The organism is Nocardioides ureilyticus (genome assembly GCF_051280745.1).
Taxonomy (GTDB): Bacteria; Actinomycetota; Actinomycetes; order Propionibacteriales; family Nocardioidaceae; genus Nocardioides.
This window is the reverse complement of sequence record NZ_JBNCOG010000031.1, coordinates 31145-44718: the sequence shown is the minus strand read 5'-3', so window position 1 is coordinate 44718 and position 13574 is coordinate 31145. Positions and strand designations below refer to the sequence as shown.

Annotated in this window: 12 protein-coding genes; 3 read left to right on the top strand and 9 right to left on the bottom strand. The window is 72.7% G+C overall.

What is annotated here, in order from left to right:
• Positions 1-752, top strand: a 752-nt coding sequence (locus tag ACSMHG_RS15705; RefSeq protein ID WP_435746783.1) for a hypothetical protein, incomplete at its 5' end; no start/stop codon positions are given.
• A gap of 91 nt (positions 753-843) precedes the next feature.
• Entirely contained in the window at positions 844-987 is a 144-nt protein-coding gene (locus ACSMHG_RS15700) for a GPGG-motif small membrane protein (RefSeq protein ID WP_435746781.1), read from the top strand.
• A gap of 30 nt (positions 988-1017) precedes the next feature.
• Here the strand turns inward: ACSMHG_RS15700 and ACSMHG_RS15695 are convergent, their stop codons facing one another.
• Positions 1018-1677, bottom strand: coding sequence for a UdgX family uracil-DNA binding protein (locus ACSMHG_RS15695; RefSeq protein WP_435746779.1), 660 nt, complete (start codon positions 1675-1677; stop codon positions 1018-1020).
• A gap of 196 nt (positions 1678-1873) precedes the next feature.
• On the opposite strand from ACSMHG_RS15695, the gene ACSMHG_RS15690 reads away from it, so the two are divergent.
• Complete coding sequence (locus ACSMHG_RS15690; protein ID WP_435746777.1) at positions 1874-2215, top strand: DUF3140 domain-containing protein; 342 nt, start codon at positions 1874-1876, stop codon at positions 2213-2215.
• A 103-nt stretch (positions 2216-2318) separates the two neighbouring features.
• Here the strand turns inward: ACSMHG_RS15690 and guaA are convergent, their stop codons facing one another.
• From guaA to ACSMHG_RS15650, 8 genes are all read right to left on the bottom strand, one after another.
• A complete protein-coding gene (guaA, locus tag ACSMHG_RS15685) occupies positions 2319-3899 on the bottom strand; it encodes a glutamine-hydrolyzing GMP synthase (RefSeq protein ID WP_435746775.1) in 1581 nt (526 codons plus the stop codon).
• A 10-nt stretch (positions 3900-3909) separates the two neighbouring features.
• Positions 3910-4092, bottom strand: coding sequence for a hypothetical protein (locus ACSMHG_RS15680; protein WP_435746773.1), 183 nt, complete (start codon positions 4090-4092; stop codon positions 3910-3912).
• A 351-nt stretch (positions 4093-4443) separates the two neighbouring features.
• Positions 4444-6180, bottom strand: a complete 1737-nt coding sequence (locus ACSMHG_RS15675) for a GMC oxidoreductase (protein WP_435746771.1) — start codon at positions 6178-6180, stop codon at positions 4444-4446.
• Positions 6180-7802, bottom strand: coding sequence for a succinic semialdehyde dehydrogenase (locus ACSMHG_RS15670; RefSeq protein ID WP_435746769.1), 1623 nt, complete (start codon positions 7800-7802; stop codon positions 6180-6182). The genes ACSMHG_RS15675 and ACSMHG_RS15670 overlap by 1 nt, the downstream gene beginning before the upstream one ends.
• Positions 7803-7926: 124 nt before the next feature.
• Entirely contained in the window at positions 7927-9381 is a 1455-nt protein-coding gene (locus tag ACSMHG_RS15665) for an aldehyde dehydrogenase (RefSeq protein ID WP_435746768.1), read from the bottom strand.
• A gap of 43 nt (positions 9382-9424) precedes the next feature.
• The gene (locus ACSMHG_RS15660; protein WP_435746785.1) at positions 9425-10537 is read right to left on the bottom strand and encodes an Rv3169 family protein; all 1113 of its coding nucleotides are present in this window, start codon (positions 10535-10537) and stop codon (positions 9425-9427) included.
• 5 nt (positions 10538-10542) lie between these two features.
• Positions 10543-11703: a phosphotransferase family protein gene (locus tag ACSMHG_RS15655; RefSeq protein WP_435746766.1), complete on the bottom strand. Its 1161-nt coding sequence runs from the start codon at positions 11701-11703 to the stop codon at positions 10543-10545.
• Positions 11704-11814: 111 nt separating this feature from the next.
• Positions 11815-13545, bottom strand: coding sequence for a glycerol-3-phosphate dehydrogenase/oxidase (locus tag ACSMHG_RS15650; RefSeq protein WP_435746764.1), 1731 nt, complete (start codon positions 13543-13545; stop codon positions 11815-11817).
• Between the last annotated feature and the right edge of the window lie 29 nt (positions 13546-13574).

The window sequence follows — 13574 nt, the reverse complement described above, 5'->3', positions numbered from 1 at the left end:
GCCGCCGTCGCCGTGGGGCCCTCGCCGCCGTCGGCGCCGCCGCCACGGTGGCCGCGGTGGCCCTCACCGCGTTCCTCGTCAGCACCTCGGCCGGCGACGACGAGCCGCTCGCGGCCGCGCCGAGCGACCAGGCCTCCGCCGACGTCTCTCCCGACGCGGCGGCGACACCCACGCTCGAGCCGCTCCCCGAGCCGGACGCGCCCACCGCCGACGCGCGTCCGGCGTACCGGTCGGTCCGGTTCACCGTGCGACCGCCGCGCACCCCGGACCAGACGACCGTCCAGGTCGACGACGGCTCCGGCTGGCGCACGCTCCGCACGTCCGCCGTCGCCGTGCGCACCGAGCAGGGCGGGGAGCGGGCCTGCCTCGACGCACGCACGGTGGTCCGCGGGGAGGACGGCCGCACCGCCACCAGCGACGTGGCGCGCAGCTGCGGCCGGGCCGAGCCGCGCACCGTCCGCCTGGTCCGCACACCGGGCGAGTGCACGACGGTCAGCCAGGGCTTCACCTACCCCTGCCAGTGGTACGGCGTCGAGGTCGCCGGGTTCGCCAGCGGCAGCCGGCCCCGCGCCGAGCTGCGACCGGCGGAGGCGTCCCGGTTCTGCGTGCAGTTCGAGCGCTGCCGGCCGGTCCCGGTGAACGCCGACGGTCGCGGCCGGATCCCCCAGTGGTTCCGCGTCGCCACCGACTCCGGCGTGTGGGTGCTCTCGGTGGACGGCGTCACCACCCGCACCCGGCTCTACTACCGCTGAGGCGCCCCGGGGGCCTTCGGCAGGCATGCCGCTTCGAGGAGGCGGGTAACGGGCGAGCGCTCCCTCCATCCCCTATCGAAGGAGCAAGATCATGCTTTTCCTCCTGTGGATCCTCGCGGTCATCCTCGTGATCGCCGGCATCTTCCAGCTCTTCAAGGGCCAGCTGCTCTGGGGCATCGTGCTCATCGTGATCGGCTTCGCCGTCGGCCCCGGGGGCTACAGCCTCTTCAGCTAGCAGGGCCGCGGGCGAGTCCTCCACCGGACCTCAGCCCGCGGCCAACGCGTCGGCCGCGACGCGGAGGTCGGCGAGCAGCGCGTCGTACGCCGCGTCGCGGTCGTCCGCACGCAGCACCGCGGCGGGGTGGGTGGTCGTCAGCACCCAGCGTGGCGGGTGCTCGGTCGGGATCCGCTCCGGCCACTCCCCGAGCCGACCCCGCGACTTCCCGACCCGGAACGACGACCCGTGCAGGGCCTTGCCCGCCGTCGCACCGAGGAGCACCACCCCTTCCGGTCTCAGCTCGGCCAGCTCGGCACGCAGCCACGGCGCGCAGGCGGCCACGTGCGCGGCCTTCGGGGACTGGTGGATCCGGCGCTTGCCGCGGGTGCCCGACCACCGGAAGTGCTTGACGACGTTCGTGCGGTAGACCTGCGCAGGGTCGAGGCCGACGTCGGCCAGCGCGCGGTCGAGCAGCGTGCCGGCCGGGCCGACGAAAGGCTCGCCCTCGACGTCCTCGCGCTCCCCGGGCTGCTCGCCCAGCACGACGAGCCGGGCCTCGGCCGGCCCCTCGCCCATCACGGCCTGGGTGGCGTCACGGTGGAGCTCGCACCCACGGCACGCCTGCACCGCCTCCCGCAGCGCCGGCAGACCGGCACCCTCGGGCACCCACTGCTGCGCGCCCGGGCGGTCGCCGTCTGCGGTGGCCATGGTGAGCCGGTACCCCGCGACTCGGAGCGTGACCTCGGAGCATGACCTCGGAGCATGACCTCGGAGCATGACCTCGGAGGGTGATTCCGGAGCGTGATCTGCCGCTCGTCGGCCGGTGATCCGGCGCGGGGTGGGTACCGGCGCGGGCACGTCAGCACGACGGAACCGAACAGCAGGACCGAGAGCAGGAGGACACGTGGCCGAGACCATCGTCAGCGACGAGCTGTGGAACGACTTCCACGTCGTGGTGAACATGACCTCGCGCGAGCTGCGCGACTGGCTCGCCGTCGAGGGTGCCGGCGAGGAGACGGAGGCGCTCCCCGACCAGGCCGGCTCCGCCCTCGGCCACCAGGTCCTCGCCATCCTCGGCAAGCGCCGCTCCGACCTCACCCCCGACGACGTCGAGGTCATGGACCAGGTCGTCACCCGCATCATCGAGGAGCGCGGCGGCACCGAGATGGAGCCGACCGCTGGCGAGGACGACTGGCGCCGCGCGCTGATGGACATCGGACACGACCCGCTGAAGCCGGTGGGCTGACCCGGCGGTGCGGCCCCTGGCCGGCCGGTGACGCGGCAGCCGGGAGTTCTTGACGCACCTGGTGCGTCAGGGCCTCCCAGCTGTCACGGGACGGGCGGCCCCGTCACTCCCACTCGATGGTGCCCGGCGGCTTCGAGGTGATGTCGACGGTCACCCGGTTCACCTCGGCCACCTCGTTGGTGATCCGGGTGGAGATCCGCTCCAGCACGTCGTACGGGAGGCGGGCCCAGTCGGCGGTCATGGCGTCCTCCGAGGTCACCGGGCGCAGCACGACCGGGTGGCCGTAGGTGCGGCCGTCCCCCTGGACCCCGACGGAGCGCACGTCGGCCAGCAGCACGACCGGCATCTGCCACACGTCCCGGTCCAGGCCCGCGCGCGTCATCTCCTCGCGGGCGATCGCGTCGGCCTGGCGCAGGATGTCCAGCCGCTCGCGGGTGACCTCCCCGATGATCCGGATGCCGAGTCCCGGGCCCGGGAACGGCTGACGGTGCACGATCTCGGCGGGCAGGCCGAGCTGCTCGCCGACCTGCCGGACCTCGTCCTTGAAGAGCGTGCGGAGCGGCTCGACCAGCTCGAGGTCCATGTCCTCGGGCAGGCCACCGACGTTGTGGTGGGACTTGATGTTCGAGGTCCCGGCGCCGCCGCCGGACTCGACGACGTCCGGGTAGAGCGTGCCCTGCACGAGGAAGGCCACCTTCTCCCCCTCGGCGGCGCTCTGCTCCGCGAACTCGGCCAGGATCTCCGCGCGCGCGGCCTCGAAGACCCGGATGAACTCGCGGCCGATGATCTTCCGCTTCGCCTCGGGCTCGGAGACCCCGGCGAGCGCGTCGAGGAACCGCTTCTCGGCCTCCACGACCTTCAGGTCGACGCCGGTGGCGGCGACGAAGTCGCGCTCGACCTGCTCGGTCTCCCCCTGGCGCATCAGCCCGTGGTCGACGTAGACGCAGGTGAGCCGGTCGCCGATGGCCCGCTGCACGATCGCCGCGGCGACGGCCGAGTCGACGCCGCCGGACAGGCCGCAGATGGCGCGCCCGCGGTCGCCGATCTGGGCGCGGATCGACTCGATCTGCTCCTCCACGATGTTGACCATCGTCCACGTCGGCCGGCAGCCGGCGATGTCGTGGAGGAAGTGCTCGAGCACCTGCTGGCCGTGCTCGGTGTGCAGCACCTCGGGGTGCCACTGCACGCCCGCGAGGCCGCGGTCGACGTCCTCGAACGCCGCGACCGGCGTCACCGCCGTGGAGGCCAGCACGGAGAAGCCCTCGGGCGCGGCCACGACGGAGTCGCCGTGCGACATCCAGACCCGGTGCGCGGACGGTACGTCGGAGAGCAGCGTCCCCGGCTCGAGCACCGTCACGTCGGTCCGGCCGTACTCCCGGGCGCCGGTCGGCGCCACCTCCCCGCCGAGCCCGCGGGCCATCAGCTGGAAGCCGTAGCACATGCCGAAGACCGGCGTGCCGGCCTCGAAGAGCGCCGGGTCGAGCGACGGCGCGCCCTCGGCGTACACCGACGAGGGACCGCCGGAGAGGATGATCGCCTTGGGCTTGCGCGCCAGCATCTCCTCCACCGGCACGTGGTGCGGCACGATCTCGGAGTACACGCGCGCCTCGCGCACGCGGCGGGCGATCAGCTGGGCGTACTGAGCGCCGAAGTCGACCACCAGGACCAGGTCGTGCTCTGTCATGGGCCGAAGCCTATGCGGCGCCGGACGCGACCCCGTCGCTGGTCGAGCCCGTCGAGACCAGGAGCCCCACGCTGGTCGGGCTTGTCGAGACCACGACTCCCCCGGTGGTCGAGCTTGTCGAGACCACGACTCCCCCGGTGGTCGAGCCCGTCGAGACCACGACTCCCCCGGTGGTCGGGCTTGTCGAGACCACGGGCCAGGTTTCGAGACGCGTCGCTCCCCCTCGCAGGCTCGGGTGAGCCGACGCTCCTCAACCTCCTCGCAGCCTCTTTCCGCGCTCCGCGCGGAAAGGCTCGGAAATGCACCAGGGCCCGGCCGGGGAGGGAGGGTGGCCGGGCCCTGATCGTCCACGCATCTGTAGACAGCGCCTGGACTGATGACCCGGCCCTTGGGAGGGAGCATGACTGCCGGGTCTGTCTTCCTCAACGAGTCCCTCGGGGCCGGGTTACGCCGTTCCGGCAACGAAAAACGGCCCGGTCTGGACCGGGCCGTTCCTCGCCGCGTCGCCCCAGGTCAGCGGGGGTTCAGCGGGGGTTCAGGGTGCTCAGGAGACGCCGACGATCGGCAGCCGAAGCGCGCCGGGCGCGCTCTCCGGGACGACCGGCGCCCGGGGAGGCACCGGCTCGATGCGCTGGTACGCCGCACCCAGCGGCGGACGCCGGTCCTCCTCGCCCTTGTTCGGCCACAGCGACATCGCCCGCTCGGCCTGCGCGGTGATGGTCAGCGACGGGTTGACGCCGAGGTTGGCCGTGATCGCCGAGCCGTCGGCGACGTGCAGCCCCGGGTGGCCGTAGACCCGCTGGTAGGGGTCGAGCACACCGGTCTCGGCCGACTCGCCGATCGTGCAGCCGCCGATGAAGTGGGCGGTCAGCGGCCGGTTGAACGGCTCACCGATCGACCCGCCCGGCGTGCCGCCCATGATCCGCGCCATCATCCGCACTGCGGCGTTGCCGACCGGGATCCAGGTCGGGTTGGGCACACCGTGGCCCTGGCGGGAGGTCAGGTACCGCTTCCGGGTGCCGGGGATGCGCTTGGTGTAGGTGGTGATCGAGTTGTCGAGGCTCTGCATGACCAGCGCGATGACGGTCCGCTCCGACCAGTGCTTGAGGTCGTAGAGGTCCTTGACGTTGGCCCGCTGGCTCCACATCTCCCGCAGCCAGGTGCGCCACCGGGGCATCGGTCCGTCGCCGTCGGTGAGCACGGTCTGCATGAGCGACATGAAGTTGCTGCCCTTGCCGTAGCGCACCGGCTCGATGTGGGTGTCCTCGTCGGGGTGGAACGACGAGGTGATCGCGATGCCGTGGCTGTAGTCGATGCTCGTGTCCGGCGCGATCGCGCCGAGGATCGACTCGGAGTTGGTCCGGGAGAGGAAGCCGAGGCGGTCGGAGATCCGCGGCAGGTGCCCCTCGTCCTTCATCCGGTGCAGCAGCCGCTGGGTGCCCAGGGCCGCGGCGGCCATCACGACCTGCTCCGCCCTCAGCACTCGGGTCGCCGATCGGCGGGGGGTCTTGGCCTTGGTGTAGCGGACGTGCACGTCGTACCCGCCGCCCTCGCGCGGAACGATCCGCGTGACGGTGGTCAGCGGCAGCACCGCCGCGCCCGCCTGCTCCGCGAGGTAGAGATAGTTCTTGACCAGCGTGTTCTTGGCGTTGTGGCGGCAGCCGCTCATGCAGGAGCCGCAGGCGATGCAGGTCGTGCGCGCCGGGCCGGCGCCTCCGAAGTACGGGTCCTCGACGGTCTCGCCCTGCGCCTGGCCGGGGCCACCGAAGAAGACGCCCACCGGCGTCGGGTGGAAGGTGTCGGCCACGCCCATCTCGCCGGCGACCTTCTCCATCACGTCGTCGGCCGGCGTGCGCAGCGGGTTCTCGACCACGCCGAGCATCCGCTTGGCCTGGTCGTAGAAGGGCGCCAGCTCCGACTTCCAGTCGGTGATGTGGCTCCACTGGGGATCGTTGAAGAAGGCCGGGAGCGGCTCGTAGAGGGTGTTGGCGTAGACCAGCGACCCGCCGCCGACACCGGCTCCGGAGACGATCAGGCAGTCCTTGAGCGCGTCGATGCGCTGGATGCCGTAGCAGCCGACCTCGGGGCGGAACAGGTAGTTCTTGACGTCCCAGGAGGTCTCGGCGAAGTCCTTGTCGTCGAAGCGGGCCCCCGCCTCGAGGACCCCGACGCGGTAGCCCTTCTCGGTCAGCCGCAGCGCGGCGACGGAGCCGCCGAAGCCGGACCCCACCACCAGCACGTCGAAGTCGAAGGCCTCACTGCTCTCGCTCGTCGTGGCCATCACGCACGCCCCAGCTTCTTCATCAGGCGGAGGTTGGCGGTCATCACCTTCGCGTATCCCTCGTCGGACATGCCCAGGACGGGCGCGAAGCGCAGCAGCCGCTGCGTCGCCACCGACTGGGTCTCGGTGTAGCGGTGGATGCCCTCGGCGCCCTGGCGCCTGCCGAGGCCGGACTGGCGCATGCCGCCCATCGGGGCGTCGACGCTGGCGAACGTCGCCGCGAACGCCTCGTTGATGTTCACCGTGCCGGCCTTGACGTGGCGCGCGATGGCGCGGGCCCTGGTGCCGTTCTTGCTGTAGATGGAGGCGTTGAGGCCGTACTCCCCCTCGTTGGCGCGGGCGACGGCGTCGGCTTCGTCGTGGAACCGGTAGAGGGAGACGACCGGGCCGAAGGTCTCGTCCTGGAAGCAGGCCATGTCCGGGGTGACGCCCTCGAGGATGGTCGGCTCGTAGAAGTACGGGCCGAGGTCGGGACGGGCCTTGCCGCCGGCGAGCACCCGGGCGCCCTTGGCCACCGCCTCGTCGACGTGGTGGGTGACCGCCTCGAGCTGCTGCTGGGAGATCAGGGAGCCCATGTCGTTGTCCCAGTCCAGCGTCGCACCCAGCGTCATCGCCTCGGTGCGGGCGACGAGCCGCTCGACGAACCGGTCGTAGACCTGGTCGGCCACGAAGATCCGCTCGATCGAGACGCAGAGCTGGCCGGCGTTCGAGAACGTCGCTCGCACCGCCCCCTCGGCCGCGCGCTCGAGGTCGGCGTCGCGGAGCACCAGCATCGGGTTCTTGCCGCCCAGCTCCAGCGAACAGCCGATCAGCCGCTCCGCGCAGCCGTGGGCGATGATCCGTCCGGTGGCCGTGGAGCCGGTGAAGCACACGTAGTCGGCGCGCTCGACGATCGCGGTGCCGACCACCGAGCCGGGTCCGGCGACGACCTGCCACAGCTCCGTCGGGAAGCCGGCCTCCTCGAGCAGCTGGGCACCGAGCAGCGCCGAGAGCATGGTCTGCGCGTCGGGCTTGGTGACGACCGCGTTGCCCGCCAGGAGCGCCGGCAGGCCGTCGCAGAGCGCGAGGGTGAAGGGGTAGTTCCAGGGCGAGATGATGCCGACCACGCCCTTGGGCACCCGGTTGACCTCGACGCGGGTGAGCCCGGGGATGACGCCGAGGCGGCGCTGGGGTGCGAGGTGGTCGTGCGCGGTGCGCGCGTAGTAGCGGGCGGTCAGCGCCACGTGCAGGATCTCGTCGAACGCGTGCTTGCGGGCCTTCCCCGACTCGCGGACCACCATGTCGGCGATCTCGTCCTGCCGCTCGAGCACCAGGTCGTGGAGGCGCAGCAGCATGGCCGCGCGCTCCTCGAGACCGGTGCGCGCCCATGCCTGCTGCGCCCGGCGGGCGCGCTCGAAGGCCTCCGCCACGTCGCCCTCGGTCGACTGCGGCACGTGCGCCAGCGGTGCGCCGTCGAGCGGGGAGTAGACCGGGTCCGTCCCGCCCGTGGTGGCCCGCACGCGCCGGGTGAGCGAGGCGACGTACTCGGGCTCGAGGGCGTAGGTCGCGCCGGGCTCGTGCTCGGGGTCCTGCGGCCCCTCGACGAGCGGGCCGCCGGACGGGGAGGGGGTGGAGGCACTCATGTACCGAGAGTATGTGACCGCAGTCTCCCGAACTACCCTTCGGTCACTTCTGTGGGGCTTTACACACGCCCGTCGGCTGTCAATCCAGCGGGCCGATCATGCCCCGCACCACGTCACGCGGGGGTCACATCGCCGGCGCCGAGGTGTAGACGGACTTGAGCTCGGTGTACTGGGCCAGGCCCTCGGGGCCGAACTCGCGGCCGAGACCCGAGGCCTTGTGCCCACCGAAGGGCGCGGCGAAGTCCATCGTGTAGGTGTTGACCCCGTAGGTCCCCGCCCGGACCCGGCGTGCCACGTCCAGCCCCGCATCGGCGTCACTGGTCCAGACCGTCCCGGCCAACCCGTAGTCGGAGTCGTTCGCGATCCGGACCGCGTCGTCGACGTCGTCGTAGGGGATGACCGAGAGGACCGGTCCGAAGATCTCCTCCTGCGCGATCCGCATCCGGTTGTCGACGTCGGCGAAGACGGTCGGCCGGACGTACCAGCCCCGGTCCAGGCCCTCGGGCATGCCGTTGCCCCCGACGACGACGCGGGCGCCCTCCTCCTGGCCGAGCGCGATGTACTTCTCCACCCGCTCCTGCTGGCGCTGCGCGACCATCGGGCCGACCTCGGTCGCCGGGTCGGCCGGGTCACCGACGGCCATGCCCGCGACCGTCTCGGCCAGCGCCTCGACGACCGTGTCGTAGTTGCGGCGGGACGCCAGGATGCGGGTCTGCGCGACGCACGCCTGCCCGGAGTTCATCAGCGCCGTGAACTTCAGTCCCTCCATCGTCTCGGCCAGGTCGGCGTCGTCGAGGACGATCGCGGCCGACTTGCCGCCGAGCTCGAGGCTGACCCGCTTGAGCTGCTCGCCGCACACCGCGGCGATCGTGCGGCCCGCCGCGGTCGACCCGGTGAACGCGACCTTGTCGATGCCCGGGTGCGCGACGAGGTGGGCGCCGACCTCGCGGCCGGCCGCGACGATGTTGACCACGCCCGCGGGCACGCCGGCCTCGGCCAGCAGCTCGGCCATGAGGTAGGCGTCCAGCGGGGTCTCGGGCGCAGGCTTCACGACGACGGTGTCGCCCGCCAGCAGGGCCGGCACGACCTTGGAGATCGTGGTGAACTGCGGCACGTTCCACGGCGGGATCGCCGCGACCACGCCGACCGGCTCGCGCCGCACGATGACCTCCGGACCGAGCGCACCGGGCCGCCGCTCCTCCCACGGGAACGCGCGGGCGATGCCGAGGAACGCCTCGATCTGCATCCACGGCGCCGGTGACTGGGCCAGGTTGGCGAACGACGTCGGAGCGCCCATCTCGGTCGTGATCAGGTCGGCCATCTCGGCCAGTTTCCCGGCGTAGAGCGCGGAGAACGCCTGGACCACCTCGATCCGTTCCTCGGGCGCCATCCGCGGCCACGGCCCCTCGTCGAACGCGCGCCGCGCGGCCGCGACGGCCGCGTCGACGTCGGCGGCCGAGCCCTCCGGCACCGTCGCCACCACCTCCTCGGTGTGCGGCGACACGACCTGCAGCGTGTCCGTGGTGGCCGGGGCGGCCCAGCCACCGTCGATGAAGAAGGCGTCGCGGTCGAGGGTCATGGTCTCTCCAGGGAGGTACGTCGGGGTGGCGGACGAGCCGGGGTCAGGGCGCGACGGCGAACCAGTCGCCGAAGCCGCTGGGGTCGTGGCGGCCGATGCAGAAGTGCTCGAAGAGGCCCCAGCCCTCGTGCTCCCGGCCACCCTCGTGGAGCACGGCGCGGCCCACGTGGTCGACGCACCCGAACATCATCCGGCCCCGGACGGCGTCGTCGGCGAGGTCGTAGGTGACCCGCTCGGCGAACTTCTCGCCCCGCCAGACGCCGTGGGTCCAGTCCGGGTCGCCGCCGTAGCCGCCACCCACGTGGAGCGGCGCGGCGAGCAGCGAGCTCACCTCGAGGCGGAGCTGCTCGCCCGTCGGCGTGGTGCACCCGATGGACGCTCCGGTCGGCGTGCGGCCGCCCGGCGCGTAGTGCACCTGCACCTGCGGCCAGCCGAGCTGCTCGACCCGGCCGTCGGCATGGATGCGGTGGCAGTCGTTGAGCGTCCGGTAGCCCGACGGGTCCTCCTGGAGGATCAGCACGACGGCGAAGTCCTCGAACCGCATCGGCACGTAGGTCCACCACATGCCGTCGAACGGCGGGTCGGCGGGGGCGCCCGCCGGCTCGGACTCACCGACCGGGCGGATGCCCCACGAGCGGTCGCGGGTCCCGACCCACCGGTCGGGGGTCACCTCGATCCGCTCGCCGTCGATCTCGAGGTGCCCGCTCCAGGTCCCGACCTGGGCGAACCGCTGGGCGTCGAGCGTCACCCGGGCGCCGGAGCGCAGCACGTGGGGCAGCTCCTGCAGCACGGGGAAGGAGCCCCGCCAGGTGAGGTCCGCGCTGATCCCCTCGGCCTCCTCCACGCGCAGCCGGATGCTCTGCAGCGGCTCGAGGACCTCGACGCTGTAGCCGCCGACGCGCTGGTTGAGCCGGTCGTCGTCGCACAGGTCGGAGAGGTGGAGCGCCGTGTGCTTCCCGTCGCGGGCGACGAGCATGAAGGCGTCCTTGGTGCCGAGGTTGGCGTAGTAGCCCAGCCCGGTGATGACGAAGATCTCGCCGCTGCGGTCGTGGGCGTTGAAGTAGCAGCGGTCGTAGAAGTTCCGGTCGCTGCTGGCGGGCCAGGTGACCGGGAGCGGCGCCTGGTGGATCGGGTACTCGTCGAGCGGACCGACCATGTCGCTCACGCTCCCGCTTCGGCCAGGAGGCGGTCGAGGAGCGGCTTGTGGTGCATGAGCGCGTCGGGGTCCTCGGGCCGCTCGATCTCCCCGAAGTGGACCTGCCGGGCGCCGGTGCGCATGAACACCACGCACCACTGGACGGCGTTGTAGACGTGGTACCAGTGCAGGTCGCCGACGTCGACGCCGGTGAGCTCGCGGTACGTCGCGACGACGTCCTCCTCCCGGAGGAAGTGGGGCATCCCGGGCAGCTCCAGCGCGCCGGTGATCGACTCGAAGACGAGGTGGGCGAAGACCATCCACGACAGGTCGAGGGCGCGGGGACCAATCGCGGCCATCTCCCAGTCGAGGACGCCGACCGGCTCGAAGTCGCGGTAGAGCACGTTCCCGATGCGCGAGTCGCCCCAGCACAGCACCGTGTCGCCCTGCGCGGCGGCGTCGGGCAGGTTCGCCTCCAGCCAGGCGAGCCCCCGCTCCGCCGTGGCCGAGCGGCCGATGTCGCGGACCGCGAAGTCGTACCAGGCGCGGGTGCGGGCGAGGTTCCGCTCCAGCGGGGTCTCCCCCGGCTGGTGCGGGTCGAGGAACCCGAACGTCGTGGCGGCGTCGGGGATCGCGTGCAGCCGGGCGAGGACGCCGACCGTCGCGTCCTGCAGCCGCCGCTGGTCGGCCACGGGGGCGTCGTGCAGCCAGTTGTCACCGAAGTTGTAGGGCAGCACGTCCTGCGGCACGAGCCCCTCGACCCGGTCCATGAGGAAGAACGGCGTGCCGAGCACGTCGCCGGTCGGCTCCAGCCACCGCACGGCCGGCACGGGCACGTCGGTCAGCTCGCCCACGAGCCGCATGGCGTCGTACTGGTCCTGGAGCGCGTAGTCGGGGAAGACGGGGAAGTCCTCGGCCGCCGGGGCCACCCGGGCGACGTACTCCCCCGTGCGCCGGGTGCCGCCCTCGGTCCCTCCTTCGGTCCGCCCTTCGGTCCATGCCGCGTCGAGGATCAGCGTCTCCGAGGACATGCCGTTCGCGTCGATGCCGCTGTGCAGCACCACCTCGGGGTCGGCGCCGGGTGGGAGGTGTCCGGCCAGCCAGGTCGCCAGCCGGTCCGGCAAGGTGCTCGGGTCGCGGCTGGACCGCTGCATCTTCAGGTCGGCCGGCGGCGGTGCCTGGGTCACGGGGCGCTCCTCGGTGCTCGCGACGTTGTGACGCGCGTCTCAACGACCACCAGCATTGGTGGAACACGTTCTAGTTGTCAACGGCCGTCCCGGTCGTCCGGACCAGTGGGCTCAGACGATGTCGGGCGCGCTGACCCGCGCCTCGTCGGCCTCCTGGTCGGTGAGCTGGCGCTGGCTCTGCCGCTCGGCCTCGACCCGGCGCAGCCAGTGGTCGACCTCCTCGGCGGTCCGCGCCTCGTCCCACCCGAGCTCGGCCGCCATCAGGGCGGCCGCCCCGGGCGCCGCCCGGGTGCCCCGGTCGAAGGTCTCCACCGAGATCCGCGTGCGGCGGGCGAGCACGTCGTCCAGGTGCCGTGCCCCCTCGTGCGTCACCGCGTAGACGACCTCCGCGGCCAGGTGGTCCTCGGCGCCCTCCAGCGGCCGGCCCAGCTCCGGGCGCGCGGCAACCAGGTCGAGCAGGTCGTCGATCAGCGCTCCGTAGCGACCGAGCAGGTGGTCGACCCGGGCGACGTGGAGCCCGTGCCGCCGGGCCAGGTGCACCCGCTGGTTGGTCCGCGCCTCCCAGCCCTCGGCGCCGAGCAGCCGCACCCGCTCGGTGATCGAGGGACGCACCACCAGGTTCGCGCTGGTGCTCAGCGAGTGCGCGGCGGCGTCGACGGCGTCCCGCGCCATCACCCGGTACGTCGTGAGCTTGCCGCCGGCGATCATCACCAGGCCCGGCACCGGGGTCACGACCGTGTGCTCGCGCGAGATCTTCGAGGTCGGCTCGGACTCCCCGCGCAGCAGCGGCCGCAGCCCGGCGTACACGCCCTCGACGTCCTCGTGGTCGAGCGGCTCGCGCAGGATCGCGTTGACCTGCCCGAGGACGTAGTCGATGTCGGTGCGGCTGGCGGCGGGGTGCGCCTTGTCGAGGTCCCACTCGGTGTCGGTGGTGCCGACGATCCAGTGCCGGCCCCACGGGATGACGAAGAGCACCGACGTCTCGGTGCGGATGATGAACCCCGAGGAGGAGCGGATCCGGTCGCGCGGGACGACGAGGTGGATGCCCTTGGACGCCTGCACGCGGAGGGCACCGCGGCCCCCGACCATCGCCTGCACCTCGTCGGTCCAGACGCCGGCGGCGTTGACGACGACCCGGGCCCGGACCTCCAGCTCGCGGCCCGACTCGAGGTCGGTGGCCCGCACCCCGACCACCCGCTCGCCCTCGCGGAGGAAGCCGGTGACCTTCGTGCGGGTGGCGATCCGTGCGCCGTGGGCGGCGGCGGTGCGCGCGATGGTGAGGACCAGGCGCGCGTCGTCGACCTGGCAGTCGTGGTACTCGATCGCCCCGGTCACCGCGTCCGACCTGAGGTCCGGTGCGATCCGGGCGACCTGCCGACGGGTGAGGTGCCGGTGCCGGGGCACGCCCGACCCACCGGGCGCGAGCGCCGCCATGGAGTCGTAGAGCACCAGGCCGGCGCCGACGTACGCCCGCTCCCAGCCGCGGTGGGTCAGCGGGTAGAGGAACGGCACCGGCCGCACCAGGTGCGGGGCGAGCCGGGTCAGCAGCAGCCCGCGCTCGTGGAGCGCCTCGCGGACCAGGCCGAGGTCGAGCATCTCGAGGTAGCGCAGGCCGCCGTGCACCAGCTTCGAGGAGCGGCTGCTCGTGCCGCTGGCCAGGTCGCGCTGCTCGACGAGGGCCGTCGACAGCCCGCGGGTCACGGCGTCGAGGGCCACGCCCGCGCCGACGACGCCACCGCCCACGACCAGCACGTCCAGCTCGGCGCCGTGGCCCCCACCGCCCGCCAGCTCGTCCAGCGCCGCCTCGCGGGCGGCCGGGTCCAGGGCGCTCGATGGGGTCATGCCGCCAGTCTCACAGCCGCAGGTGACGG